Here is a 26350-nt window from a genome sequence, read left to right as displayed (position 1 = left end):
AGAGCTACTGCTCAGGTGATCAGCTCTGGCCGCCGGCCAGCTTCTCACGCAGCGCAGCGAGCGCCTCGTCCGACGCCAGCGCGCCGGAGGTGTCCGCACCCTCGGAGGAGTACGAACCGCCACCACCGGCGGCGGCCGGAGCCGCACCCGGGGTGTCGACGCCCTCGGCCGCCGCCTGGGCGTCGGCCTCGCGGGACTTGATGACCTGCGCCTGGTGCTGCTCGAAGCGCTGCTGCGCCTCGGCGTACTGGTGCTCCCACGCCTCCCGCTGGGTCTCGTAGCCCTCGAGCCAGTCGTTGGTCTCGGGGTCGAAGCCCTCGGGGTAGATGTAGTTGCCCTGGTCGTCGTACGACGCGGCCATGCCGTAGAGCGTCGGGTCGAACTCGACCGAGGCCGGGTCGGCACCGAAGGACTCGTTGGCCTGCTTCAGGGACAGCGAGATCCGGCGACGCTCGAGGTCGATGTCGATGACCTTGACGAAGATCTCGTCGTTGACCTGGACGACCTGCTCCGGGATCTCCACGTGGCGCTCGGCCAGCTCGGAGATGTGCACCAGACCCTCGATGCCCTCGTCCACGCGGACGAACGCACCGAACGGAACCAGCTTCGTGACCTTGCCGGGCACGACCTGGCCGATCTGGTGGGTGCGGGCGAACTGCTGCCACGGGTCTTCCTGGGTCGCCTTCAGCGACAGGGAGACGCGCTCGCGGTCCATGTCGACGTCGAGGACCTCGACGGTGACTTCCTGGCCGACCTCGACAACCTCGGAGGGGTGGTCGATGTGCTTCCAGGACAGCTCGGAGACGTGGACCAGACCGTCGACGCCACCCAGGTCCACGAAGGCACCGAAGTTGACGATCGAGGAGACCACGCCGGAGCGGACCTGACCCTTCTGGAGGGTCGTGAGGAAGGTCTGGCGGACCTCGGACTGGGTCTGCTCCAGCCAGGCACGGCGGGACAGGACCACGTTGTTGCGGTTCTTGTCCAGCTCGATGATCTTGGCCTCGAGCTCCTTGCCCACGTAGGGCTGGAGGTCGCGGACACGGCGCATCTCGACGAGAGAAGCCGGCAGGAAGCCACGGAGGCCGATGTCGAGGATGAGACCACCCTTGACGACCTCGATGACGGTACCGGTGACGATGCCGTCCTCTTCCTTGATCTTCTCGATGGTGCCCCAGGCGCGCTCGTACTGGGCGCGCTTCTTCGAGAGGATCAGGCGGCCTTCCTTGTCCTCCTTCTGGAGAACAAGGGCTTCGATCTCGTCGCCGACCTTGACGACCTCGTTCGGGTCGACGTCGTGCTTGATCGAGAGCTCGCGGCTCGGGATGACACCTTCGGTCTTGTAACCGATGTCGAGCAGGACCTCGTCCCGGTCGACCTTCACGATGACGCCGTCGACGATGTCGCCGTCGTTGAAGTACTTGATCGTCTCGTCGATCGCGGCGAGGAAGGCTTCCTCGTTACCGATGTCGTTGACCGCTACCTGCGGGGTGGTGGCGGTGGTCTCGGTGCTGCTCGTCATGTGGGAAAGGGCTCCGGTACGGACATTGAAGTCGTAGGTACTGCTCACGCCGAGAGCCTTTTTCGCTTCGCTCTGCAGAAGGCCGGACAGCCAAGGAAGCGCCGATCCGGAACACCAGGTGTCCGGTGGCGCCTCGAAAACCGAGGGGACATACATACAGATGCGAGCGCAACCTGCTACGTCTGAGGTGCGCAGGCCCGCAGCGCAACTTGTAGCATACGGGGGCAGCCAGGCAGGGTCAATGCGCGAAGGCGCACACCCGGGGCGGATCGCCGCATACCCGGCACAAAACGTGTCCCGCGAGGCCACGCAGGCCTGACACACCCCTTCAGTGACGCCACCGGGGCAGCCGCACCGCAGAGGTGACGGAAGAGTACGACGAGGGAGCCGATCATCCAAGAGCCCGATACGTTCGAACCGGAAGCCACCCGACGTGACGCCGACGTCACCGAGAGTTCCCGCGCCAACCGCGGCTGGTGGGACCGGAACGCGGACGACTACCAGGTCGAGCACGGCACGTTCCTCGGCGACGACCGGTTCGTATGGGGCCCCGAGGGCCTCGACGAGGTGGAGGCCGAACTCCTCGGCCCGCCGGAGGAGCTGAAGGGCAAGGACGTCCTGGAGATCGGCGCCGGCGCGGCCCAGTGCTCGCGCTGGCTGACCGCCCAGGGCGCCCGTCCGGTGGCCCTGGACCTCTCGCACCGCCAGCTCCAGCACGCGCTGCGGATCGGCGGATCGTTCCCTCTGGTGTGCGCCGACGCGGGCGCGCTGCCCTTCGCGGACGAGTCCTTCGACCTGGCGTGCTCGGCCTACGGGGCGCTTCCGTTCGTCGCCGACCCGGCCCTGGTGCTGCGCGAGGTGCACCGGGTACTGCGGCCCGGCGGCCGGTTCGTCTTCTCGGCCACGCACCCGATCCGCTGGGCGTTCCCCGACGAGCCGGGCCCCGAGGGACTCACGGTCTCCGCCTCCTACTTCGACCGCACTCCGTACGTCGAGCAGGACGACGAGGGCCGCGCGGTCTACGTCGAACACCACCGCACTCTCGGCGACCGCATCCGCGACATCGTGGCGTCGGGCCTGCGCCTGGTGGACCTGGTCGAGCCGGAGTGGCCGTCCTGGAACACCGCCGAGTGGGGCGGCTGGTCGCCTCTGCGCGGCAACCTGATCCCGGGAACGGCCATCTACGTCTGCGAACGCGACCGCGGGCGGGACTGACGGAACACGGGCACGCGCGCGCAGAGGTCGTTTCGGAAGCCGTACGACACCGGGGGCAGCCGTACGACACTGGGGGCGTGATCCGCTACGACGCCCTCGACGCGCTGCCCGTCCGCAGTGCCCTGCCCGGACTCGACGCCGCCCTGGAGGCGGGCGGTGCCGCGGTGCTCGTCGCGCCGCCCGGCACCGGCAAGACGACGCTGGTGCCGCTCGCGCTGGCCGGACTGCTCGGCAGGGGGAACGAGGGGCCCGCGCGGCGAGTGGTCGTCGCCGAGCCGCGGCGGATCGCGGCGCGGGCGGCGGCCCGGCGGATGGCGTGGCTGCTCGGCGAGAAGGTCGGGGAGAGCGTCGGCTACACCGTGCGCGGCGAGCGGGTCGTGGGACGGCACGCGCGCGTGGAGGTCGTCACGACCGGAGTGCTGCTCCAACGCCTGCAGCGCGACCAGGAGTTGACGGGCGTCGACGCCGTGGTCCTGGACGAGTGCCACGAACGGCACCTGGACGCCGACACCGTGGCCGCCTTCCTGGTCGACGTACGGGAGGCGCTGCGGCCCGAGTTGCGGCTGCTCGCGGCCTCCGCGACCACGGACGCGCACGGCTGGGCCCGGCTGCTGGGCGATGCGCCGGTGGTCGAGGCGGAGGGTGTCGCGTACCCGGTGGAGGTCGTGTGGACGCCCCCGGTACGGCCGGTACGGCCGCCGCACGGGATGCGCGTGGACCCGGCGCTGCTCACGCACGTGGCGTCCGTGGTACGGCGGGCGCTGGCGGAGCGGGACGGGGACGTGCTGTGTTTCCTGCCCGGCGTCGGTGAGATCGCCCGTGTCGCCGGGCAGTTGGGGAACATCGGTGACGTCGAGGTGCTCCAGGTGCACGGGCGGGCGCCCGCCGCCGTACAGGACGCGGTGCTGTCTCCCGGAGTGCGGCGGCGGGTGGTGCTGGCCACGTCCGTGGCGGAGTCCTCGCTGACGGTTCCCGGTGTGCGGGTGGTCGTGGACTCCGGGTTGGCGCGGGAGCCGCGGGTCGATCACGCGCGCGGGCTGAGCGCGCTCGCGACGGTACGGGCCTCGCAGGCGGCCGGGCGGCAGCGGGCGGGGCGGGCCGGGCGCGAGGCGCCGGGGGCGGTGTACCGGTGCTGGGCGGAGGCCGAGGACGCGCGTCTGCCGCGTTTTCCGGCGCCGGAGATCAAGGTGGCCGATCTGACCGCGTTCGCCCTCCAGGCGGCCTGCTGGGGCGATCCCGGGGCGTCGGGGCTGGCGCTGCTCGATGCGCCTCCCGCCGGGGCGATGGCGGCGGCGCGGGGTGTGCTGACCGCCGTGGGGGCGGTCGACTCGGGTGGGCGTGCCACGCCTCGGGGTGTGCAGTTGGCTCGGCTGGGGTTGCATCCCCGGTTGGGGCGGGCGTTGTTGGACACGGGGGCGGCGGGTGCGGAGGTTGTCGCACTGCTCAGTGAGGAGGCTCCGCGGGAGTACGGCGACGATCTCGCCGGGGCTTTGCGGCTTGCTCGGCGTGGGGGTGACGCCTACTCCGGGCGGTGGCGTGCGGAGGTTCGGCGACTGCGGGCCGTGGGGGCAGAAATTTCCCAACCACCCACCCGTTACAGCCCTCCAGAAGTGAACGTCACAAGCGACGACTCTCTCGTCGGGCTCGTCGCCGCCCTCGCCTATCCCGAACGGGTCGCCAAGGCCGACGGCGGTTCCTACCTCCTCGTCTCCGGCACCCGCGCCGAACTCCGCGACAACAGCCCTCTCCGCGGCGCCCCCTGGATCGCCATCGCCGCGGCCGACCGGCCCATCGGCAAAGGGCACGCGCGCGTGCAGCTCGGGGCCGTCGTCGACGAGGACGTCGCCCGGTTCGCGGCCGGGGCGCTGCTCAGTGAGGTGGACGAGGTGCACTGGGCCGGCGGTGACGTCGTTGCCCGGCGCGTCGAGCGGCTGGGGGCAGTCGAGTTGGCGGTACGGCCGCTCAGGGACGCCGACCCCGTTGCCGTACGGGACGCGCTTGTCGAAGGGCTGCGGCAGGAAGGGTTCGGGCTGTTGCGGTGGTCGGCGGATGCCCAAGTGCTGCGGCAGCGGCTGGCGTTCCTGCGGCTGAACGTCGGGGCGCCGTGGCCCGACGTGTCCGACGAGGCGCTGCACGCGCGCGTGGACGAGTGGTTGGAGCCGGAGTTGGGGCGGGCGCGGCGGCGGAGCGATCTGGGGCGGATCGAGGCGGGGCAGGCGCTGCGGCGGTTGTTGCCGTGGGCCTCGGGGGACGCGGGGCGGTTGGACGAGCTGGCGCCGGAGCGGTTTGCCGTGCCCAGCGGGTCCAGGGTGCGGATCGACTACGGGAACCCCGAACAGCCCGTGCTGGCCGTGAAGTTGCAGGAGATGTTCGGGCTCCACGACTCGCCGAAGGTCGCGGGGGTGCCGGTGCTGGTGCATCTGCTGTCCCCCGCCGGGCGCCCCGCCGCCGTGACCGCCGATCTGGCGTCCTTCTGGAAGGACGGATACCGGGGTGTGCGGGCCGAGTTGCGGGGGCGGTATCCGAAGCATCCGTGGCCCGAGGACCCGGCGACCGCCGAGGCCACGCGGTTCACGAACGCGCGGCTCAGGCGGTGACCGGTTCCGGTTCCTGGACCTCGGTGGGGGCCGGGTCGCCGGGGCGCCTGCTACGGGCCTCCAGGTAGAGCGAGAGGGCGAGCAGGAGGAGTCCGAGGGTCAGGAAGCCCCAGGGGAGGTAGAAAACCATCAGCAGGACGAGGGTGCGGTTGGACTTCACCAGGGCGACGGTGTGCTTGATGTAGTCCTCGCGCATCTTCACGTCGCCGGCGAACGCCGTCACCTTCGCGCGACCGCCCAGGAGGGTGCCGCCGCGCAGTTCCTCCTTGTGGATCTCCTCGCCGTAGACCGGTGCCCCGGTGACGGGCTCGACCCAGAACTTGCGGACCGTGGTGTACCAGCGGGTGGTGCCGGTCTTGGCGACATCCTCCGGGGTGATGCCCTTGACGGGCATCGTCCTGGGCAAGGGAACCTTGGTCCACGGGATGGTCTGCTCGAAGTAGTAGACCTTGACGCCACGGAAGTTCTGGGTGCCCTTGTAGTGGATCGGGTTGGTGGTGCGGGTCTGCGCGTCGAAGTACTCGTAGTCCCGTTTCTGGGTCAGGAACGGCCACTTGAACTCGATGCCGTCCCGTTTCACCGGGTCGCCGTCGACCATCTCTCCGGCGGCGTGGACGGGCTCCTGGGTGTGCGCGTCGAAGATGTAGCGCTCGGGGATCGAGGAGACCATCTTGCCGTCGGGGCCCTGGACGTAGGACAGGCCGTCCCAGACGACGACGTCCCGCCCCGTCGTCTTGTCGATCTTCTTGGCGGCCTCCACGTTGCCCTTGAGGGTCTGCACGATGGTGACCTTGGGGACCGTCTTGGCCTTCAGGCCGTCGTAGTCGAGGAGGGTGGCGTTCTTCGCCTCCAGGACCATGTCCTGGTACTGGTTCGCCGGGATCTTGGCCAGGCGCGGGAAGGCGTACCAGCGCAGCAGCGGGGACAGCGTCGTGAAGAACACGGCGAGGGCGAGCAGGATCAGGCTGGCCTTGCGGCGCATCTCGGCCTCCTTCCCGGGCGGTCAAACGCTTGCGCAAAGGCTTGCGTAAACGCTTGCGCAATCGTTTATGGGTGCGCGGGCACCGTCGTCAGCAACGGCTTCGGGGAGGTCTTCCCCATCGGTGAGCCCATCGCGGTAATGGTCAGGATCAGCGCGAACGCGAGCACGAGTCCGGTCGCGGCGGCGATCAGGGCACGCATGACGGGCCTCCCGACGGACAGGAACTGATAGGTCGTCAGGTCGGGCACCGTAGCAACGCGCGGGCGAGATGAGAACACGTTGCACACGCACGACGGGCGGACGGCGGACACGGCGAGGGCGCCCGCCCGCCGAAGCGGAGGGGCGCCCTCGTGGTGCAGTCGTGGGGACTGCGTGGTGCGGTCGTACGAAGTGCGTGGTGCGGTAGTGCGGAGTGCGTGGTGCGGTCGTGCGGTCGGAACTACGCGCTCGGCGAGGCCGACGGGCTCGGGTCGGCCGAGGCGGTCGGGCTGGGCGAGGAGGTGTCGGTCGCCGCGGCCACGGTCAGTTCGACCGTGAGGGTCGCGCCGCCCGTGGTGGTGATGCTGAGCAGGAAGGTGCCGGTGTTGTCGTCCGCGTACAGCTTCGGCAGCTTCAGGAGGCCGTCGGCGTCCGTGGCCAGGCCGGTGAGGGTGCGGACGGTCTTGCCGTCGGCGTCCTTGAAGTAGGGGCCCTTGTCGTTCTCGGTGGCGTCGTCGGTCGCCTTGACGAGGGTCGCGGTGGCCGCGACCTTGTCGGCGACGGCGCCGTTGTTCGTGGCCTTCACCTCGACCTGGTCGGCGAACTCGCCGCCCGGGGTGCAGGTCAGCGCGGTGGTGCTGGTGCGGACGAGGGTGTCGGCGACCCGGGGCGTGACGCTCGCCGTGTAGTCGAGAGCGGTGATCGTACGGCCCAGCAGCGTGGCGCGGACGGTGAAGTCACCGGTGGTCTCGCCGGCCTTCAGGGCCGGGGCGACGGCCACACCGGAGGCGTTGGTGACGACCGTGGCGACCTTCTCGCCGCCGGCGAACGTGGCGTCCGTGGTCCCGACGATCGTGAACCGGATCCTGACCTTGGCGACGCCCTTGCCGGCCGAGTTCTGGGCGCGGGTGCTGATCTTCTTGGTGAATGCGTCGCCCGCCGTCGCGGTGAGCTTCGCCGTGCCCGCGTCGGCCAGCTTGGCCACCGTGTCGGTGGGGGTCGGCGTCGGAGTGGGTGTGGGCGTCGGAGTGGCCGGCGCGGAGGGACTCGGGCTGGTGGTGTCACCCGGCGTGCTCGGACTCGGGCTCGGCGTCGAAGTGGCCGGAGTCGAGGGCGAGGGCGAGGGGTTGGCTCCGGAGCCGTCGTCGCTGCGGCCGGAGGGCAGGGTGCCGGTGCCGTCCGGGACCGAGTGGGTGCCCTTGCGGTAGTACTCCAGCCACGACAGGACCGTGTTCAGGTAGTCCGTCGAGTTGTTGTAGCTGAGGATCGCGCTGCGCAGGCCCGCGTCGGTCGACAGGTTCCAGTTGTTGCGGCACAGGTAGTGCCCGGCGGCGAGCGCGGCGTCGTAGACGTTGTTGGGGTCCTTGACCCCGTCGCCGTTGCCGTCGCGGCCCGCCCACGCCCAGGTCGACGGGATGAACTGCATGGGCCCGACGGCCTGGTCGTACTCGCTGTTGCCGTCGTACTTGCCGTTGTCGGTGTCCCTGATGAGCGCGAAGCCGTTGCCGTCGAGCGCGGGGCCGAGGATCTTGGAGGTCGTGGTGCCGTTCGCGTCGACCTGGCCGCCGCGCGCCTGGCCCGACTCCACCTTGCCGATGGCGGCGAGGAGTTGCCAGGGCAGGTTGCAGCCGGGCTTGGAGGTGGCGAGTTCGGCCTCGGCCTTCTTGTAGGCGTCGAGGACGGTCGCGGGGATGCCCGCCTCGGCCTCGCCCACCGAGACGGGGGTACCTATGGAGGGCGGCTGACTGGTGCTCGTACTGGGGTTCGGGCTGCTCAGCGGCGGAAGGTCCGTGTAGTACGGCGAGTCTCCGGTGGCGCTGCGGCCGGTGCCTCCGTCGCTCCCGCCCGGCGCGGTCTGGCCGGCGGCGAGCGTTCTGTGACCGCCGGTCGCCGCCGGAGCCTGGGACGCGGACAGTGCCGCGACCGCTGCCGCGGCCACCGCTGTCGTCGCCGCACCCTTGCGCAGCCGCCTGCCGAAATGCGCCGTCATGGAGTGAACCCCTCCCAGGGACGCCCGAGCGCCCGTCCTTGTCTGTTGCCTCTGCGCCTGTTGTGACGGTCGAGCCGCCCCGCAGGTTGCCCTCGTGGTGGTTATCGGATGGTGTGTACTTGTTCTCCGTCTCCGCCTGCCCGTGGGCCCCGCGTGGGGGCCCAGGCGACCCTACGACAACTTGCTTTGCACGGGCACCCGTTGGTGACCCTTATTCACCGCCTGGCCATATGCCGATGACTCCTACGGGGAGCCCTGTTGCCGTTCACTTTGAGTCATGCCGCCGCCGTACTGCCCGCCGTGCGCGGCGACGGCAGGGGGCGCGGCCGGCTGGTACCGGCGGTCCTGGTGGCGGGTTCCTTCGCCCCCGACATGACCTACTACGCGGCGAGCGCGGTCCCCGGGGCGATGGAGTTCGGGAACGTCACGCACTCCTTCCCCGGCGTCTTCACGGTCGACGTCCTCATCACCTGGACGACGGTCGCCCTGTGGCTCCTGCTGCGCGAACCCCTGGTGGCCCTCCTCCCCCGCGCCCGGCAGCCGCGGACGGCGACCCTGCTGCGCTGCGGGGCGCCACGCGCGCGTGCCACCCCGGCACTGGCCGCGTGGTGGTACGTCTCCGCGGTCCTCGGCGGTCTGACCCATGTCGTGTGGGACGCGTTCACGCACCACGACCGGTGGGGTGTACGGCTGTTCCCCGTCCTCGACCGCGCGGTGGGCGGCCGACCGCTGTTCTCGGCTCTCCAGTACGGCAGTTCGGCCGTCGGCGCACTGCTGATCACCGCGTTCCTGGTGCGTGCGCTACGGCGGGTTCCGGCCACCGCGCCGGTGAGGGTGCCCGTGCTGTCGGTACGGGACCGGTGGGCGGCCGGTGCCGTCCTGGCCGGCTGCGCGCTCGTCGGGGCGGTGGAGCGGGCCGCGCGCTGGTGGGCGTACTGGGGCTCGACGGCGAGCGCCTGGGACCTGATCCCGACCCTGTGCTTCGGGGCGGGGGCCGGGCTGGTCCTGGGCGTGCTGCTGTACGCCGTGGGCGTCCGTGTGTGGCGCCCGGCGACCTCCGGGTTTCCCGGCGAGGTCAGCGCGGAGCGGAGCCGTCCGGCGGGGTCGCGATGAACACTGTCATGGTGTGCACGGAGCGTGACCTCGGGAGCCGGGTGAGTACGAGGTCCAGATAGCTGCGGCCCAGCTCGGCCCACAGCCGCCACACGGGGGTGCCGGTGGGGGTGGTGGCCGGCCCCTGCGGATGTCTGGCCTGTTCTCGGGGATCTACGGCCGTGTCGTCCCGGAACGTGAGGCGATGCCGGAGGCCTGCGGCCGTGTGCCGGACGGCCATGGCGAGGTCGGCGGGGATGCGGGCGGTGCTTGCGCCGGCGGCGAGGGCCGGGACCGGCGGGCGGGGCGTGACCGGTGCGGCAGCGGCGCCCGCTGCCTGCGCCTGCGTCCGTGCCCGGCCCGACCGGCGATGGAGCATGCGTATACCCATGCCCGCATCCTTACGGTCCCCGGGCGCGGGGGGCGCCTCCGCGGGGGCCACGCGGGTGACGGGCCCTCCGGGGGTCGGGCCAGGGTTGGGCGGGGAGTTTCTGTTGCCGGGGCGGGGTGAAAGAGGGTTCGGCACCGCCGGAATGCGCCATGGTGCGTGCGCGCCATTACGGCGGAGAGTCAAGACGGGCCCGAGTGACAAGCTCGCCCGGGACGACTCTCCGCCGCAGTGCCGCAGGCTAGTGTGCTGCCGACTCCCAGTCCGGGCCCACTCCCACCGAGACGTCGAGCGGCGCCCGGAGATGCACCGCGCCCGCCATCTCGTGGCGGACCAGTTCCTCCGTGGCCGCTCGTTCGCCCGGGGCGATCTCCAGGACGATTTCGTCGTGGACCTGGAGGAGCATGCGGGACTTGAGGCCGGCCTCGCGCAGCGCGCTGTCCACCTTGAGCATGGCCATCTTGACGATGTCCGCCGCGGTGCCCTGGATCGGCGCGTTGAGGGCCATCCGCTCGGCGGCCTCACGGCGTTGGCGGTTGTCGCTGTTGAGGTCGGGGAGGTAGCGGCGGCGCCCGAAGAGGGTCGCCGTGTAGCCCGTGGCCCGTGCCTCGTCGACCGCGCGGCGCAGATAGTCCCGTACACCGCCGAAGCGCTCGAAGTACGTGTCCATCAGGACCCGAGCCTCGCCCGCGTCGATGTTCAGCTGTTGGGAGAGCCCGAAGGCGGACAGCCCGTAGGCGAGGCCGTACGACATGGCCTTGATCTTGCGGCGCATCTCCGCGTCGACCTTGGAGCCCTCGACGGAGAACACCTGGGAGGCGACCGTGGTGTGCAGGTCCTCGCCGGAGGTGAACGCCTCCAACAGGCCCTCGTCCTCGGAGAGATGGGCCATCACTCGGAGTTCGATCTGGCTGTAGTCCGCGGTCATGAGGGACTCGAAGCCCTCGCCGACCACGAAGCCGCGGCGGATCGCCCTGCCCTCGTCCGTGCGGACCGGGATGTTCTGCAGGTTCGGGTCCGTGGAGGAGAGGCGGCCGGTCGCGGCGACGGTCTGGTTGAACGTGGTGTGGATGCGGCCGTCCGTCGCGATCGTCTTGATCAGGCCCTCGACGGTGACACGGAGCTTCGCCTGTTCGCGGTGTCGGAGCATGATGACCGGCAGTTCGTTCTCCGTCTGGTTGGCCAGCCAGGCAAGAGCGTCGGCGTCCGTCGTGTAGCCGGTCTTCGTCTTCTTGGTCTTGGGCAGGCCGAGTTCACCGAAGAGGACTTCCTGGAGCTGCTTGGGCGAGCCGAGGTTGAACTCGTGTCCGGCCGCCGCGTGCGCCTCCTTCACCGCCTGCTGGACGGCACCGGCGAACATCTGCTCCATGGCTTCGAGGTGGGCCTTGTCGGCCGCGATGCCGTACCGCTCCAAGCGGGCGAGCAGGATCGAGGTGGGCAGCTCCATGTCCCGGAGGAGGTCCGCCGCACCGACTTCCTGGAGGCGGGTCTCGAAGGCCGCTCCCAGGTCGAGGATCGCGCGGGCCTGCACCATCAGGGCGTCCGCCTCGGCGCCGTCGTCCGCGCCGAAGGCGAGCTGCCCGTCGGCCGTGGCGGCGGGGGCCAGCTCGCGGCCCAGGTACTCCAGGGACAGCGCGTCCAGGTCGAAGGAGCGGCGGCCGGGCTTGACCAGGTAGGCGGCGAGCGCGGTGTCCATGGAGATGCCGTTGATGGTCCAGCCGTGCTCGGCGAAGACCCGCATCGCGCCCTTGGCGTTGTGGAACACCTTGGGGCGGTCGGCGTCGGCGAGCCAGGCCGCGAACGCGTTCTCGTCGCTCTCGTCCAGCTCGGCGGGGTCGAACCAGGCGGCCGCTCCCCCGGCGGTGGCGAGCGCGACCTCGGTCACCGAACCCGAGCCGAGGGTCCAGGTGTCGACGGTGGCGACGCCGAGGGGCTCGGTGCCGTAGTCGGCGAGCCAGCCGGGCAGTTCGCCGGTGCCGAGGACCGAGCCGTCGACCGCGACACCGCTCTCGGCGGGCGGGGTCGCGTCGGCCTCCTCGCTGCCCGGGTCGACGGCCAACAGGCGCTCGCGCAGCGAGGGGTTGCGGATCTCCAGGGTGTCGAGAACCATCGCGACGGCCGTGCGGTCGTAGGGAGCGCGCTCCAGGTCGACGACCGTCTTGGGCAGCTCGACGTCCTTGACCATCTCGGTCAGGCGGCGGTTGAGCTTGACCGCGTCCAGGTGGTCGCGGAGGTTCTGTCCGGCCTTGCCCTTGACCTCGTCGACGCGCTCGACCAACTCGGCGAAGGAACCGAACTGGTTGATCCACTTCGCGGCGGTCTTCTCGCCGACGCCGGGGATGCCGGGGAGGTTGTCGGACGGGTCGCCGCGCAGGGCCGCGAAGTCGGGGTACTGGGCGGACGTCAACCCGTACTTCTCGACGACCTTCTCCGGAGTGAACCGGGTCAGCTCGGAGACACCCTTCGTCGGGTACAGCACGGTCGTGTGGTCGGACACCAGCTGGAAGGAGTCCCGGTCGCCGGTGACGATCAGCACGTCGAAGCCCTCGGCCTCGGCCTGGGTGGCGAGCGTGGCGATGACGTCGTCGGCCTCGAAGCCGTCGACCGCGAACCGGGAGACGTGCATCGCGTCGAGCAGCTCGCCGATCAGCTCGACCTGGCCCTTGAACTCGTCCGGGGTCTTGGAGCGGTTCGCCTTGTACTCGGTGAACTCCTCGGAGCGCCAGGTCTTGCGGGACACGTCGAAGGCCACCGCGAAGTGCGTGGGCGCCTCGTCGCGCAGGGTGTTGGCCAGCATCGACGCGAAGCCGTAGATCGCGTTCGTCGGCTGGCCCGTCGCGGTCGTGAAGTTCTCCGCGGGCAGCGCGAAGAACGCGCGGTAGGCCAGCGAGTGCCCATCCATCAGCATCAGCCGTGGACGGTCTCCGCCGGAGGTCTTGTCGGTCTTCTTCGATGCTGTCTCTGCCACGCCCCCGATCCTGCCACGCCCCACTGACAGTCGGGGTCACGGCCGCCGCGTCGGAGGCCGTGGCCGTGATGAACGAAGGTCGGGCGAGGGTGAACCGGAGGCGTGGGAAAGGCGTGGGAGAGGCGGCTGGAGTCGCCGCCGCGACAGCGGGAGCGAGCGGCGGCCGATCCCGCGCGGCCCGCAGCGCGGGGACGCAGCGCAGAGAGGCAGCGCAGGGACCGCGGTGACCGCGGAAACGGAGGAAACCCGTGCGAGGCGCGGGCAGTGTGGCCCACCGCGTCGCGGCAACGGTCGCACGAGAACCGGTCCCCGTAGCGACACGGACAGGCCACGCGCGCGCGTGCGAGGTCACCGTCGCCAGAGGGCAACCTGGACGAACACTCCCCGGCCCACCGCCCGGCGGATCGGACCGACCGCCACCACCCGCCGCAGCGAGGAAGCCGCGGCGAGGAACCGGCCCACCCCGCCCCACACCCCACACCTCGTCCCGCGCACACACCGAAACCATTGAGCCCGCGGACCGACCTCGGCGTTGTCACTGCCGCGTGCGAGGATCGGAGATCTAGTGCACACGTGCCAGCGAAGGAGGGCCCGCGATGGCCACGAAGCCGCCCCAGGGCGATCCGGTCCAGGACGCGCCGCAGGTCACCGAGCCCAAGCATGCCGCCGCCGGCCTCCCGGCGATCGGGCACACGCTGCGTATCGCCCAGCAGCAGATGGGTGTGAAGCGCACCGCGCTGACCCTGCTGCGGGTCAATCAGAAGAACGGCTTCGACTGCCCGGGCTGCGCCTGGCCGGAGCCGGACCACCGGCATACGGCGGAGTTCTGCGAGAACGGCGCGAAGGCGGTCGCCGAGGAGGCCACCCTGCGCCGGGTGACCCCGGACTTCTTCGCCGCGCATCCGGTGGCCGATCTCGCGACGCGCAGCGGCTACTGGCTGGGCCAGCAGGGCCGTCTCACGCATCCCATGTATCTCCCGGAAGGGGCCGAGCGCTACGAACCGGTCACCTGGGAGCGGGCGTTCGACATCGTCGCCGAGGAGATCGCCGCCCTCGGCTCGCCCGACGAGGCGCTGTTCTACACCTCGGGCCGCACCAGCAACGAGGCCGCTTTCCTGTACCAGTTGTTCGCGCGGGAGCTGGGCACCAACAACCTCCCGGACTGCTCGAACATGTGCCACGAGTCGTCCGGTTCCGCGCTGAACGAGACGATCGGCATCGGCAAGGGCAGCGTCCTCCTGGAGGACATCTACCGGGCGGATCTGATCATCGTCGCCGGCCAGAACCCGGGCACCAACCACCCGCGCATGCTCTCCGCCCTGGAGAAGGCCAAGGCCAACGGCGCGAAGATCATCAGCGTCAACCCGCTGCCCGAGGCGGGCCTGGAGAAGTTCAAGAACCCGCAGACCCCCCAGGGCATGCTCAAGGGCGCCGCCCTCAACGACCTGTTCCTGCAGATCCGCATCGGCGGCGACCAGGCCCTCTTCCGCCTCCTGAACAAGCTCATCCTGGAGACGGAGGGCGCCGTCGACCAGAGCTTCGTCGACGAACACACCCACGGCTACGAGGAGTTCGCCGCCGCCGCGCGGGACGCCGACTGGGACGAGACACTGCTCGCGACCGGGCTGACCCGCCCGGAGATCGAGAAGGCCCTGGCCATGGTGCTCGCCTCCGAGCGCACCATCGTGTGCTGGGCGATGGGCCTCACCCAGCACAAGCACGCCGTGCCGACCATCCGCGAGGTCGTCAACTTCCTTCTGCTGCGCGGCAACATCGGCCGCCCGGGTGCCGGCGTGTGCCCGGTGCGCGGCCACAGCAACGTGCAGGGCGACCGCACCATGGGCATCTTCGAGCGCCCCGCGCCCGCCTTCCTGGACGCCCTGGAGAAGGAGTTCGGCTTCGCCCCGCCGCGCGAGCACGGCTACGACGTGGTCGCCGCGATCCGCGCCCTGCGCGACGGCGACGCGAAGGTGTTCTTCGCGATGGGCGGCAACTTCGTGGCCGCCTCCCCCGACACCGAGGTCACCGAGGCGGCCATGCGGCGCGCCAGCCTCACCGTGCACGTGTCGACGAAGCTCAACCGCTCGCACGCCGTCACGGGCGCGCGTGCCCTCATCCTGCCCACCCTGGGCCGTACCGAGCGCGATCTCCAGGGCGGCGGCGAGCAGTTCGTGACCGTCGAGGACTCCATGGGCATGGTGCACGCCTCGCGCGGCCGCCTGGAGCCCGCGAGCGCCCATCTGCTGTCCGAGCCGGCCATCGTGTGCCGCCTCGCCCGCCGCGTCCTCGGCCCCGAATCCCGCACTCCCTGGGAGGAGTTCGAGAAGGACTACGGGACGATCCGCGACCGCATCGCCCGCGTGATCCCCGGCTTCCAGGACTTCAACCAGCGGGTCGCCCACCCCGGCGGCTTCGCCCTCCCGCACGCCCCGCGCGACGAACGCCGCTTCCCGACGGCCACCGGCAAGGCCAACTTCACCGCCGCGCCCGTCGAGTACCCCGAACTCCCGGAAGGGCGCCTGCTGTTGCAGACGCTGCGCTCGCACGACCAGTACAACACCACGATCTACGGCCTCGACGACCGCTACCGGGGCATCAAGAACGGCCGCCGGGTCGTCATGGTCCACCCCGACGACGCGGCCCGGCTCGGGATCGCCGACGGGTCGTACGTCGATCTGGTCGGCGAGTGGAAGGACGGCGTGGAGCGGCGGGCGCCCGGCTTCCGGGTGGTGCACTACCCGACCGCGCGGGGCTGCGCCGCCGCCTACTACCCGGAGACCAACGTCCTCGTCCCGCTGGACGCCACCGCCGACACCAGCAACACCCCGGCCAGCAAGTCCGTCGTCGTACGTCTGGAACAATCGGCGACCGACTGAGCGTTTGCTCAGCCGACCGTCAGGTCCATCCAGTCAGGCGAAAGACGAACGGAGTCCGGTCCCATGGGCGAGCAGCAGCGAGGGAAGTTCCCGCAGGACGTCATCGACGAGTACTCGGCACTCGGCATCGACCTGGTCGCCCTCTTCTCGGCGGGCCACCTCGGCACGCGCATGGGCGTGGAGATCGTCGAGGCGTCCGCCGAGCGCGTCGTCGGCACCATGCCGGTCGAGGGGAACACCCAGCCGTACGGACTGCTGCACGGCGGCGCGTCCGCCGTACTGGCCGAGACGCTGGGCTCGCTCGGATCCATGCTGCACGGCGGCAGTTCGAAGATCGCCGTCGGCGTCGACCTGAACTGCACCCACCACCGCGGCGCCCGCTCCGGTGTGGTCACCGGAGTGGCCACACCCGTGCACCGAGGGCGCTCGACGGCGACGTACGACATCGTGATCAGCGACGAGGACGGGCGGCGGGTGTGCTCCGCGCGGCTGACCTGCCTGCTGCGGGACGTGAAGCCGGGTGACGGGATCCCCACCGGCGCCGCGAGCTGATCGCGCCGGTCCGTCACCCCGCCGGGGTGGTGGGCCGGACTCCGTCTTCCGCACCCCCGTCCACTCCCCTACCGTTTTCCCATGAGGCTGCCGGCATGAGCGGTATCGGGCCCGTCGAATCCGTCGACTCGCCGGAGACGAACGGGAGTTACGAAGTCATCGGCGGCGACCCGCCCCATCTGACGGACCGTTGGCACACCCTGTCACCGCGCACCCGCAGAGCCGTGCTCGCGGCGGGCGCGATCGCCGCCCTGGGCGTCGGAGCCGTCCTCCTGCCACCCGTCCACACCTCCCACCGCAGCGACCCGCGGCCACCCACTCCATGGCCCGCCAACGTCACCGAGTGGCGCTACGTCGGACTCGCCCAGACCACCGACTCCCCGACCACGACCGGTTTCTTCCGCTTCGCGGTCGCCGTGGACAGCGGCCCCGCCGTCACCCTTCGGGTCACCGGCGCCGCCTTCGACGGACTCATCGCCGAGGCCGTCCCGGAACCGTCCTTCACCGTGCACACCGGAGCGACCCGCCGCGTCACCGTGGAGATTTCGGTTTCCGACTGTTCGGGACTGCCCCTGAATGCGGACCTCGCCTTTCTGGACGTAACGCTGCGTAACACGCGCGCAATACAACGCCACAGTTTCATCTTCGGCGCCTCCTACTCCAAGGACCTTTCCCAGCTCCTCCACAGGGCCTGCAGCACGACAAACGCCAGGCCAGGCCCACGGCCAAGCGGAAGTGCAGGTTCTCAAAATGTGGACCTCGGCTGAATTCCGCCAAACCGGCCGAGACCCACCTTCCGCGAAGCCCTCCAACCGGCACGTCATAACAAGAAAGTCACAAGCCAGCGCACGACGATGCCCATGCCTACAGACCGGGCTTAGAGTCACGGCCAGTCACCGCTCCATCGGGAGTTCGGTACCAGCGCAGCACCCTCCGCCCCCACCCGGGCGACAGTGCCTGCGGAAAGGACAGATTGTGCGACAGCGTTCTCTGGTGATTCTTACCTCCGTACTCACCACCGGAGCTCTGACCCTCACCGCCTGCGGCTCCCGGGACAGCGGCAGCAAGAGTGACAGTGGGTCCACCACCCTGACCATCGGCGTCGACGCTCCCCTGTCCGGTGAGAACTCCACCACCGGCCTCGGCATCCAGTACGGCGTCCAGATCGCCGTCGACGACGCCAACAAGAACAACTGGGTCCCGGGCGTCAAGTTCAAGATCAAGGCCCTGGACGACAAGGCGCAGCCCGCCACCGGCCAGTCCAACGCCACCGCCTTCACCGGCGACAGCAACGTCGTCGGCGCCGTCGGCCCGCTGAACTCCGGCGTCGCCCAGTCGATGCAGCAGGTGTTCGCCTCGGCCAACATGGTCGAGATCTCCCCCTCGAACACCAACCCCGCCCTGACCCAGGGCAAGGACTGGGCCACCACCAAGACGCGGCCGTACAAGACGTACTTCCGCACCGCCACCACCGACGCCCTCCAGGGCGCCTTCGCCGCCGACTACGCGTACAACGGCCTCAAGAAGAAGAAGGCCTTCGTCGTCGACGACAAGCAGACCTACGGCGCCGGCCTGGCCGGGATCTTCAACAGCGCCTTCAAGAAGCTCGGCGGCTCCATCGCGGGCACCGACCACGTCAACACCGGCGACACCGACTTCAGCTCGCTCGTCACCAAGATCAAGAACTCCGGCGCCGACCTGCTCTACTACGGCGGCCAGTACGACGAGTCGGAGAAGATCACCAAGCAGCTCAAGGGCGCCGGCGTCAAGATCCCGCTGTTCGGCGGTGACGGCATGTTCGCCACCACCTACATCCAGACCGCCGGCAAGGCCGCCGAAGGCGACCTCGCCACCTCCGTCGGTGTCCCCGCCGACACCCTGCCGGCCGCCAAGCAGTTCATCGCGACCTACAAGGCCAAGGGCTACAAGGGTGACTACGGCGCCTACGGTGCCTACGCCTACGACGCCGCCACCGCCATCATCAAGGCAGTGAAGGCCGTCAAGGACGCCAACAGCGACAAGCTGCCCACCGGCAACGACCTCCGCTCCAAGGTCGTCGACGCCGTCCAGAAGTCCGACTTCGAAGGCATCTCCGGCAAGGTCGCCTTCGACCAGTACGGCGACACCACCAACAAGCAGCTCACCGTCTACCAGGTCACCAACGGCGCCTGGAAGGCCGTGAAGACCGGCACCTTCAACGGCAGCTGACCTCAGCTCCAGCACCACCGCACCACGGGCCGCGCGGAAGGAGGATCCCGACCGCGCGGCCCGTTGTCACACCCCCACCCCCAGGCACGCGATCTGTGCACACGACCCCAGCGACAATGGAGGCCACGCGGTGAACACCCTGCCGCAGCAGCTGGCCAACGGGCTGCTCCTAGGCTCGATGTACGGGCTGATCGCCATCGGCTACACGATGGTGTACGGCATCGTCCAGCTCATCAACTTCGCGCACGGCGAGATCTTCATGACCGGGGCCTTCGGTGCCCTCACGGTCTACGCCTACATCCTGCCCGACGGCACCTCGATGGTGGTCGCCGTACCACTCATGCTGATCGGCGGCGGAATCGTCTCCGTCCTCGTCGCGGTAGGGGCCGAACGATTCGCCTACCGCCCCCTGCGGCAAGCACCACGACTGGCGCCCCTGATCACCGCCATCGGCCTCTCACTCGCGCTCCAGGAAGTCGTCCGGAACTTCTACCCCGGCGCCGACAAGGACCGCTCCTTCCCCAGCCTCGACGGCACCCACGACCTCGGCTCCATCACCATCACCGACGCCGACATCTTCCTGGTCATCGCCGCCATCGTCTGCATGTCCGGCCTCGCCTGGTTCGTCCGCAAGAGCCGCACCGGCCGCGCCATGCAGGCCACCGCCCAGGACCCGGACACCTCCCAGCTCATGGGCATCGACACCAACCGGATCATCGTCATCGCGTTCGCCATCGGCGGCTTCTTCGCCGCCGTAGCAGCCGTCTCCTACGGCCTCAAGTACGGCAACATCGGCTACCGCATGGGCTTCCTGATGGGCCTCAAGGCCTTCACCGCGGCCGTCATGGGCGGCATCGGCAACATCTACGGCGCCATGCTCGGCGGAGTCGTCCTCGGCGTCGCCGAGACCCTCGCCTCCGCCTACATCAACCACATCCCCGGCATGCAGCAGCTCGGCGGATCCGGCTGGGCCAACGTCTGGGCCTTCTGTCTCCTCATCCTCGTACTGCTGTTCAGGCCACAAGGCCTGCTCGGCGAACGCGTCGCGGACAGGGCGTGATCACATGACCGAGACGACCGAGACCCCCAAGACGCCGGCCGCCGCCCCCGCGGAACAGCGCGGCCTCATCCCGCTGCCCCTCGCAGCCGCCCGCGCCCTCCTCCTGGTCGGCGGCATCGCCACCATCGCCTCCACGTTCCTGAGCTGGACCTGGACCCCCGACTTCCCCGGCGACCTCACCTACTACGGCGACCCCGGCGGCCTCCAGATCCTCACCCTCGTCGCAGGCCTCCTCACCACACTGTTCGCCCTCGCCTCCTACGGCGTCCGAGGACTCGGCTGGCTCCTGCCCGCCCGCAACAACGCACCCCTCGTCCTCACCGCCCTCGGCGGCTTCGCCGTCACCTGGTACACGGTCCTCACCATCGCCGGCGAACTCGGCGGCATCGTCAACTGGGAACCCGGCACCTACATCGCCGCCGTCGCCTCCCTGCTCCCCGTCATCGGCGCCCTCGCCCTCCCGCAGGCCGCCACCGACACCACCAAGGAAGCGCTCAAGGCGTACATCGCCAAACCCGACCGCATCCCGGCCCCCCAGCCCACCGCCCCCTGGATCCAGCGACTCGTCATCACGATCATCGCCGCCCTCGCCCTCACCGTCTTCGCCTACGGCATCGACGCAGAGGACGAACTCTTCATCGGCTTCCTGATCGTCGTCGTCTTCACCTCCTGGGCCCTGCACACCGCCGGACTCTTCGACCGGTTCAGCCACCTCAGCGCCAACAACCGCAGCTTCGCCCTCGCCATGGGCTTCGTCGCGGCGATCGCCTTTCCCTTCACCCAGACCAACGACCACTACGCCAACCTCGGCGTCAACATCCTGATCTTCGGCACCGTCGCCCTCGGCCTCAACATCGTCGTCGGCCTCGCCGGACTCCTCGACCTCGGCTACGTCGCCTTCCTCGGCGTCGGCGCCTACACCGCCGCCCTGGTCTCCGGCTCCGAATTCTCCAAGTTCTCCGGCGTCCAGTTCCCCTTCTGGGCCGCCGCCCTCACCGGCGCCGCCGCCAGCCTGGTCTTCGGCGTCCTCATCGGCGCCCCCACCCTGCGCCTGCGCGGCGACTACCTCGCCATCGTGACCCTCGGCTTCGGAGAGATCTTCCGCATCGCCGTCAACAACATGGACGGCGTCTCCGGCCCCGACATCACCAACGGCCCCAACGGCATCCCGTCCATCCCCGACCTGTCGTTCTTCGGCTTCAACTTCGGTGACAGCCACGACATCGGCGGCTTCACGATCGGCCGGTTCGCCAACTACTACCTGCTCATGGTCCTGATCATGGCGCTCGTCATCACGATCTACCGCCGCGCCTCCGACTCCCGCATCGGCCGATCCTGGATCGCCATCCGCGAGGACGAGACCGCCGCCACCGCCATGGGCATCAACGGCTTCCGCGTCAAACTCATCGCCTTCGCCCTCGGCGCCACCCTCGCCGGCCTCGCCGGCACCGTCAGCGCCCACGTCACCTACAGCGTGGTGCCGAACCCGTACCAGTTCGCCGGAGCGGCCCCGCCCAACTCCGCGTTCCTCCTCGCCGCCGTCGTCCTCGGCGGCATGGGCACCGTCTCCGGACCCTTCCTCGGCGCCGCCCTGCTCTACCTGCTCCCGGAGAAGCTCGTCGCCCTCCAGGACAAGTCCCTCCTCGCCTTCGGCATCGCGCTCATCCTCCTGATGCGCTTCCGCCCCGAAGGCATCATCCCCAACCGCCGACGCCAGCTCGAATTCCACGAGACCGGCCAACTCGACGTACCGGACACCACGACCCTGACCGACGAACCGGCCATCACCAAGGCAGGGGCGTAGAGAGCCATGACGACACCAGTACTCGAAGCCCGTGACGTCACCATGCGCTTCGGCGGCCTCACCGCCGTCCGCTCCGTCGACTTCACCGTCAACGCCGGCGAAATCGTAGGCCTCATCGGCCCCAACGGCGCCGGCAAGACCACCTTCTTCAACTGCCTCACCGGCCTCTACGTCCCCACCGAGGGCACGGTCTCCTACAAGGGCACGGTGCTTCCCCCGAAGCCCCACCTCGTCACCAAGGCCGGCATCGCCCGCACCTTCCAGAACATCCGCCTGTTCGCCAACATGACGGTCCTGGAAAACGTCCTCGTAGGCCGCCACACCCGCACCAAGGAAGGCCTCTGGTCGGCCCTCCTCCGCGGCCCCGGCTTCAAGAAGGCCGAAAAGGCCAGCGAAGAACGCGCCATGGAACTCCTGGAGTTCATCGGCCTCGCCCACAAGCGAGACCACCTGGCACGCAATCTCCCCTACGGCGAACAGCGCAAGCTGGAGATCGCCCGCGCCCTCGCCTCCGAGCCGGGCCTGCTCCTGCTCGACGAGCCGACCGCCGGCATGAACCCCCAAGAGACGCGCGCCACCGAAGAGTTGGTCTTCGCCATCCGCGACAAGGGCATCGCCGTCCTCGTCATCGAGCACGACATGCGCTTCATCTTCAACCTCTGCGACCGCGTCGCCGTCCTCGTCCAGGGCGAAAAACTCGTCGAAGGCACCTCCGACGTCGTCCAGGCCGACGAACGCGTCGTCGCCGCCTACCTCGGCGAACCGTTCGAAGGCACAACAGAGGACACCCCGCCCGCGACGGAAGCGGAGAGCACCACCAGCACCAAGGGAGAAGCCCAGTGACCGCACTGCTAGAGGTCGAGGACCTCAGGGTCTCCTACGGCAAGATCGAAGCCGTCAAGGGCATCTCCTTCAGCGTCGAGGCCGGCCAGGTCGTCACCCTCATCGGCACCAACGGCGCCGGCAAGACAACGACCCTGCGCACCCTCTCGGGCCTGCTCCAGCCCTCCGGCGGCAAGATCACCTTCGACGGCAAGCCGCTCAACAGCGTCCCCGCCCACAAGATCGTCGCCCTCGGCCTGGCCCACTCCCCCGAAGGCCGACACATCTTCCCCCGCCTCACCATCGCGGAGAACCTCCAGCTCGGCGCCTTCCTCCGCAAGGACAAGGAAGGCATCGAAAAGGACATCCAGCGCGCCTACGACCTCTTCCCCATCCTCGGAGAACGTCAGAAGCAGGCCGCGGGAACCCTCTCCGGCGGCGAGCAGCAGATGCTGGCCATGGGCCGCGCGCTCATGTCCCAGCCGAAACTGCTCATGCTGGACGAGCCCTCCATGGGCCTCTCCCCGATCATGATGCAGAAGATCATGGCAACGATCGTCGAGCTCAAGGCGTCCGGCACGACGATCCTCCTCGTCGAACAGAACGCCCAGGCAGCCCTGTCCCTCGCCGACCAGGGCCACGTCATGGAGGTCGGCAACATCGTCCTCTCCGGCTCGGGCGAGGACCTGCTGCACGACGAATCGGTACGGAAGGCGTACCTCGGCGAGGACTGAGGTCCCTGCCGCCACTCTTCCCTACGACGAGGCCCGCGCCCCCAAGCTGGGGGCGCGGGCCTCGTCGTAGTCACCGTCCTGCGTGTCAGCCCTTCGAGGACTTCTTCTCGTCCGCGTCCTGGATGACCGCCTCGGCGACCTGCTGCATCGACATCCGACGGTCCATCGACGTCTTCTGGATCCACCGGAACGCGGCGGGCTCGGACAGCCCGTACTCGGTCTGCAGAATCGACTTCGCACGGTCGACCAGCTTGCGGGTCTCCAGCCGCAGCGTGAGGTCGGCGACCTCCTGCTCCAGCTGCTTCAGCTCGGTGAAGCGCGACACCGCCATCTCGATCGCGGGCACGACGTCACTCTTGCTGAACGGCTTCACCAGGTACGCCATCGCACCGGCGTCCCGAGCCCGCTCCACAAGGTCGCGCTGCGAGAACGCGGTGAGCATCAGCACGGGCGCGATGCCCTCCTCGGCGATCTTCTCGGCGGCGGAGATACCGTCCAGCTTCGGCATCTTCACGTCGAGGATCACCAGGTCGGGCTTGTGCTCACGGGCCAGCTCGACGGCCTGCTCACCGTCACCGGCCTCACCGACGACGGTGTACCCCTCTTCTTCGAGCATCTCTTTGAGATCGAGCCGGATCAGGGCCTCGTCCTCGGCGATGACGACACGGGTCGTCAGCGGAGGCACGTGCGACTTGTCGTCGTCGGGCGCGTCTACGGGCTGGGGCGACTCGGGGGCGGTCACGGGGGCTCCTCGTTCAGGGCACGGGGGTAGTGCTGAGCAAGAGCCTACCTAGCTACGATATGGTGGACGCGCGGAGGGTCAGGGGAAACCTTGGATTTCGCGGGCCCCGGTAGCCCAATTGGCAGCAGGCAACGGATTCAAAACCCGTACAGTGTCGGTTCGAGTCCGACTCGGGGCACTTTTCCTTCAAATCGAAGGTTGGCACGACAAGCGGAGGTTCACGTTCGCGTGAACCTCCGCCTTTTGCTGCGTGTCCTCGCGATCACTCTCACAGAGTGTCCACATGTACGACATCAGCACACGCAAGCGAGCCCTCGCACTGGTCGAACAAGGCCGCAGCCTCAACTCCGCGAGCCGCGCGACCGGCATCTCACGCGCAGCGATCCGCTCTTGGCAGGATCGGCTCGAACCGCTGCCCAGCATCTCGACTCCGGACCCCGGACCACCCGCCGACGACCCCGCATACGCGTACCTCCTTGGCCTCTACCTCGGCGACGGCTGCATCAGCGCCCATCCCCGAGGAACCGGCTACTACTTGAGGATCGCATGCGCCAATGCATGGCCAGGGCTCCTTCAACTGTGCCGCGAAGCCATCAAGAAGGTGCGCCCGGGCATCGGCGTCTACACACTCCAGAAGGAGGGTTACTCGATGGTCACCAGCTACTTCCGGCACTGGCCCAATCTGTTCCCCCAGCACGCCCCTGGCAAGAAGCACGAGCGCCGTATCGCCCTCGAACCCTGGCAGCAGGAAATCGTCGACGCCCACCCCTGGGAATTCATCCGGGGCCTCATCCACTCGGACGGCTGCCGAATCACCAACTGGACGACTCGCGTCGTAGGCGGTGAGCGAAAGCGCTACGAATATCCCCGCTACTTCTTCACCAACCTGTCCGCGGACATCAGGCAGCTCTACACCGACACCCTCGACAAAGTCGGCGTCAGCTGGAAACAGGCGAACGCCCACAACATCTCCGTCGCCCGCAAAGCCTCAGTAGCCCTAATGGACACCCACGTAGGCCCCAAACACTGATCCCTCACCCCTACTTGGGACTGTCGTCCTCGCCGACATGGTGCACGCGGACGAGGTTCGTCGAGCCGGCCACTCCGGGGGGCGAGCCCGCGGTGATGACGACGATGTCGCCCTTCTGGCAGCGGCCGTATTTGAGGAGGAGCTCGTCCACCTGGTCGACCATCGCGTCGGTGGAGCCGACGTGCGGGCCGAGGATCGTCTCCACGCCCCAGGTGAGGGTGAGTTGGGCGCGGGTGGCCGGGTCGGGGGTGAAGGCCATCACGGGGATGGGGGACCTGTAGCGGGACAACCGCCGTACCGTGTCGCCGGATTGGGTGAAGGCGACCAGGAACTTCGCGCCGAGGAAGTCGCCCATTTCCGCCGCGGCCCGGGCCACCGCTCCGCCCTGGGTTCGGGGCTTGTTGCGTTCGGTCAGCGGGGGCAGGCCCTTGGCGAGGATGTCCTCCTCGGCCGCTTCGACGATGCGGGACATCGTGCTGACCGTCTCGATGGGGTACTTGCCGACGCTGGTCTCGCCGGAGAGCATCACGGCGTCCGTGCCGTCGATGATGGCGTTCGCGACATCGGAGGCCTCTGCCCTGGTCGGGCGGGAGTTCTCGATCATCGAGTCGAGCATCTGGGTGGCGACGATGACCGGCTTGGCGTTGCGCTTGGCGAGTTTGATGGCTCGCTTCTGGACGATCGGGACTTGTTCCAGAGGCATTTCCACGCCGAGGTCTCCTCGCGCCACCATGATGCCGTCGAACGCGGCGACGATGCCGTCGATGGCCTCGACCGCCTGGGGCTTCTCGACCTTGGCGATGACGGGGAGGCGGTGGCCCTCCTCGTCCATGATGCGGTGGACGTCGTCGATGTCCTTGCCGCTGCGGACGAAGGAGAGGGCGATGACGTCGAAGCCGGAGCGCAGCGCCCAGCGGAGGTCGTCCTCGTCCTTGTCGGAGAGGGCGGGGACGGAGACGGCGACTCCGGGGAGGTTGAGGCCCTTGTGGTCGGAGACCATGCCGCCTTCGACGACCTTGGTGTGGACGCGGGGGCCGTCGACGGAGGTGACTTCGAGGCAGACCTTGCCGTCGTCGACGAGGACGCGTTCGCCGGGGGTGACGTCGGTGGCGAGGCCGGCGTAGGTGGTGCCGCAGGACTGGCGGTCGCCTTCGGCGCCGTCTTCGACGGTGATGGTGAAGGTGTCTCCGCGTTCAAGGAGTACGGGGCCTTCGGTGAATGGGCCGAGTCGGATCTTCGGGCCTTGAAGGTCGGCGAGCATTCCGATGCTGCGGCCGGTCTCTTCGGCGGCCTTTCGGACGCGGTGGAAGCGCTCCTCGTGTTCGGCGTGGGTGCCGTGGCTGAGGTTGAAGCGGGCTACGTCCATTCCGGCTTCGACCAGGGCTTTGATCTGGTCGTACGAGTCGGTGGCGGGGCCCAGAGTGCAGACGATTTTTGCTCGGCGCATGGTTTGAGCCTAGGCCTTACCGACGGGTAGGGAATTGGTCGCGCATGACTACTCAACAACCTTTGGGTGAAGGGTTATTGACAAGGCTTGAATGTGCGGTGGGGTGCTCCAATGAGCGTTCGA

20 protein-coding genes and 1 tRNA gene are annotated in these 26350 nt (G+C 69.2%); 13 read left to right on the top strand and 8 right to left on the bottom strand.

The annotated features are described in order from the left end of the window. Window positions 1-19: 19 nt before the first annotated feature. Window positions 20-1522 (bottom strand): 30S ribosomal protein S1, encoded by a 1503-nt coding sequence (rpsA, locus tag ACWDEW_RS09205; protein WP_019067645.1) that lies wholly within the window; start codon window positions 1520-1522, stop codon window positions 20-22. A gap of 393 nt (window positions 1523-1915) precedes the next feature. Between rpsA and ACWDEW_RS09200 the strand changes: the two genes are divergently transcribed. Together ACWDEW_RS09200 and hrpB are read left to right on the top strand one after the other, a co-directional pair. Next, window positions 1916-2737, top strand: coding sequence for a class I SAM-dependent methyltransferase (locus tag ACWDEW_RS09200; RefSeq protein ID WP_450511387.1), 822 nt, complete (start codon window positions 1916-1918; stop codon window positions 2735-2737). Between the two features lie 77 nt (window positions 2738-2814). Continuing rightward, on the top strand, window positions 2815-5334 hold the full coding sequence (gene hrpB / locus ACWDEW_RS09195) for an ATP-dependent helicase HrpB (RefSeq protein ID WP_450511058.1): 2520 nt from the start codon (window positions 2815-2817) through the stop codon (window positions 5332-5334). Here the strand turns inward: hrpB and ACWDEW_RS09190 are convergent. The 3 genes from ACWDEW_RS09190 to ACWDEW_RS09180 all read right to left on the bottom strand — a co-directional run bounded on the left by ACWDEW_RS09190 (window position 5324) and on the right by ACWDEW_RS09180 (window position 8504). Beyond that, complete coding sequence (locus tag ACWDEW_RS09190) at window positions 5324-6316, bottom strand: DUF3068 domain-containing protein (protein WP_450511056.1); 993 nt, start codon at window positions 6314-6316, stop codon at window positions 5324-5326. The genes hrpB and ACWDEW_RS09190 overlap by 11 nt on opposite strands. A 65-nt stretch (window positions 6317-6381) precedes the next feature. Next, on the bottom strand, window positions 6382-6516 hold the full coding sequence (locus tag ACWDEW_RS09185) for an SPW_0924 family protein (RefSeq protein WP_106417094.1): 135 nt from the start codon (window positions 6514-6516) through the stop codon (window positions 6382-6384). 239 nt (window positions 6517-6755) lie between these two features. Continuing rightward, on the bottom strand, window positions 6756-8504 hold the full coding sequence (locus tag ACWDEW_RS09180; RefSeq protein ID WP_450511054.1) for a lytic transglycosylase domain-containing protein: 1749 nt from the start codon (window positions 8502-8504) through the stop codon (window positions 6756-6758). Window positions 8505-8762: 258 nt separating this feature from the next. On the opposite strand from ACWDEW_RS09180, the gene ACWDEW_RS09175 reads away from it, so the two are divergent. Beyond that, the gene (locus ACWDEW_RS09175; RefSeq protein WP_450511052.1) at window positions 8763-9617 is read left to right on the top strand and encodes a DUF4184 family protein; all 855 of its coding nucleotides are present in this window, start codon (window positions 8763-8765) and stop codon (window positions 9615-9617) included. Here the strand turns inward: ACWDEW_RS09175 and ACWDEW_RS09170 are convergent. Next, window positions 9580-9987: a hypothetical protein gene (locus ACWDEW_RS09170; RefSeq protein ID WP_450511050.1), complete on the bottom strand. Its 408-nt coding sequence runs from the start codon at window positions 9985-9987 to the stop codon at window positions 9580-9582. The genes ACWDEW_RS09175 and ACWDEW_RS09170 overlap by 38 nt on opposite strands. Before the next feature lie 238 nt (window positions 9988-10225). Beyond that, entirely contained in the window at window positions 10226-12952 is a 2727-nt protein-coding gene (gene polA / locus ACWDEW_RS09165; RefSeq protein ID WP_450511048.1) for a DNA polymerase I, read from the bottom strand. A 596-nt stretch (window positions 12953-13548) separates the two neighbouring features. On the opposite strand from polA, the gene ACWDEW_RS09160 reads away from it, so the two are divergent. The 8 genes from ACWDEW_RS09160 to ACWDEW_RS09125 all read left to right on the top strand — a co-directional run bounded on the left by ACWDEW_RS09160 (window position 13549) and on the right by ACWDEW_RS09125 (window position 23008). Next, the gene (locus ACWDEW_RS09160) at window positions 13549-15828 is read left to right on the top strand and encodes an FdhF/YdeP family oxidoreductase (protein WP_450511046.1); all 2280 of its coding nucleotides are present in this window, start codon (window positions 13549-13551) and stop codon (window positions 15826-15828) included. A gap of 63 nt (window positions 15829-15891) precedes the next feature. Beyond that, window positions 15892-16380 (top strand): PaaI family thioesterase, encoded by a 489-nt coding sequence (locus tag ACWDEW_RS09155; RefSeq protein WP_450511044.1) that lies wholly within the window; start codon window positions 15892-15894, stop codon window positions 16378-16380. 95 nt (window positions 16381-16475) lie between these two features. Continuing rightward, complete coding sequence (locus tag ACWDEW_RS09150) at window positions 16476-17147, top strand: hypothetical protein (RefSeq protein WP_450511042.1); 672 nt, start codon at window positions 16476-16478, stop codon at window positions 17145-17147. 223 nt (window positions 17148-17370) lie between these two features. Then, entirely contained in the window at window positions 17371-18588 is a 1218-nt protein-coding gene (locus ACWDEW_RS09145) for a branched-chain amino acid ABC transporter substrate-binding protein (protein WP_450511385.1), read from the top strand. A gap of 130 nt (window positions 18589-18718) precedes the next feature. Then, window positions 18719-19648 carry a branched-chain amino acid ABC transporter permease gene (locus ACWDEW_RS09140; protein WP_019067659.1) on the top strand — a complete coding sequence of 310 codons (930 nt, stop codon included), beginning with the start codon at window positions 18719-18721 and terminating at the stop codon, window positions 19646-19648. A gap of 4 nt (window positions 19649-19652) precedes the next feature. Next, window positions 19653-21452 carry a branched-chain amino acid ABC transporter permease gene (locus tag ACWDEW_RS09135; RefSeq protein WP_450511040.1) on the top strand — a complete coding sequence of 600 codons (1800 nt, stop codon included), beginning with the start codon at window positions 19653-19655 and terminating at the stop codon, window positions 21450-21452. 6 nt (window positions 21453-21458) lie between these two features. Further along, entirely contained in the window at window positions 21459-22295 is an 837-nt protein-coding gene (locus tag ACWDEW_RS09130) for an ABC transporter ATP-binding protein (RefSeq protein WP_450511038.1), read from the top strand. Continuing rightward, on the top strand, window positions 22292-23008 hold the full coding sequence (locus ACWDEW_RS09125) for an ABC transporter ATP-binding protein (protein WP_019067662.1): 717 nt from the start codon (window positions 22292-22294) through the stop codon (window positions 23006-23008). Before ACWDEW_RS09130 ends, ACWDEW_RS09125 begins: the two co-directional genes overlap by 4 nt. 85 nt (window positions 23009-23093) lie before the next feature. Here ACWDEW_RS09125 and ACWDEW_RS09120 read toward each other — a convergent pair whose 3' ends face one another. Then, entirely contained in the window at window positions 23094-23750 is a 657-nt protein-coding gene (locus tag ACWDEW_RS09120) for an ANTAR domain-containing response regulator (RefSeq protein ID WP_019062225.1), read from the bottom strand. A gap of 103 nt (window positions 23751-23853) precedes the next feature. Between ACWDEW_RS09120 and ACWDEW_RS09115 the strand changes: the two genes are divergently transcribed. Continuing rightward, window positions 23854-23928 (top strand) — tRNA-Leu (locus ACWDEW_RS09115). 105 nt (window positions 23929-24033) lie between these two features. After that, entirely contained in the window at window positions 24034-24780 is a 747-nt protein-coding gene (locus tag ACWDEW_RS09110; protein WP_450511035.1) for a helix-turn-helix domain-containing protein, read from the top strand. Window positions 24781-24790: 10 nt separating this feature from the next. Here the strand turns inward: ACWDEW_RS09110 and pyk are convergent, their stop codons facing one another. Next, a complete protein-coding gene (gene pyk / locus ACWDEW_RS09105; protein ID WP_450511033.1) occupies window positions 24791-26227 on the bottom strand; it encodes a pyruvate kinase in 1437 nt (478 codons plus the stop codon). Between the last annotated feature and the right edge of the window lie 123 nt (window positions 26228-26350).

The sequence above is a fragment of the Streptomyces sp. NPDC001100 genome (assembly GCF_053598575.1).
This window is presented reverse-complemented; position numbering and strand designations above follow the sequence as displayed.

What these genes read in the sequence shown, in the direction of transcription:
- ACWDEW_RS09190 (WP_450511056.1), bottom strand. Translation starts at nt 6,316, where the DNA reads ATGCGCCGCAAGGCCAGCCTGATCCTGCTCGCCCTCGCCGTGTTCTTC.
- ACWDEW_RS09110 (WP_450511035.1), top strand. Translation starts at nt 24,034, where the DNA reads ATGTACGACATCAGCACACGCAAGCGAGCCCTCGCACTGGTCGAACAA.
- ACWDEW_RS09135 (WP_450511040.1), top strand. Translation starts at nt 19,653, where the DNA reads ATGACCGAGACGACCGAGACCCCCAAGACGCCGGCCGCCGCCCCCGCG.
- ACWDEW_RS09185 (WP_106417094.1), bottom strand. Translation starts at nt 6,516, where the DNA reads ATGCGTGCCCTGATCGCCGCCGCGACCGGACTCGTGCTCGCGTTCGCG.
- rpsA (WP_019067645.1), bottom strand. Translation starts at nt 1,522, where the DNA reads ATGACGAGCAGCACCGAGACCACCGCCACCACCCCGCAGGTAGCGGTC.
- pyk (WP_450511033.1), bottom strand. Translation starts at nt 26,227, where the DNA reads ATGCGCCGAGCAAAAATCGTCTGCACTCTGGGCCCCGCCACCGACTCG.
- ACWDEW_RS09150 (WP_450511042.1), top strand. Translation starts at nt 16,476, where the DNA reads ATGAGCGGTATCGGGCCCGTCGAATCCGTCGACTCGCCGGAGACGAAC.
- ACWDEW_RS09155 (WP_450511044.1), top strand. Translation starts at nt 15,892, where the DNA reads ATGGGCGAGCAGCAGCGAGGGAAGTTCCCGCAGGACGTCATCGACGAG.
- ACWDEW_RS09170 (WP_450511050.1), bottom strand. Translation starts at nt 9,987, where the DNA reads ATGGGTATACGCATGCTCCATCGCCGGTCGGGCCGGGCACGGACGCAG.
- ACWDEW_RS09160 (WP_450511046.1), top strand. Translation starts at nt 13,549, where the DNA reads ATGGCCACGAAGCCGCCCCAGGGCGATCCGGTCCAGGACGCGCCGCAG.
- ACWDEW_RS09180 (WP_450511054.1), bottom strand. Translation starts at nt 8,504, where the DNA reads ATGACGGCGCATTTCGGCAGGCGGCTGCGCAAGGGTGCGGCGACGACA.
- ACWDEW_RS09130 (WP_450511038.1), top strand. Translation starts at nt 21,459, where the DNA reads ATGACGACACCAGTACTCGAAGCCCGTGACGTCACCATGCGCTTCGGC.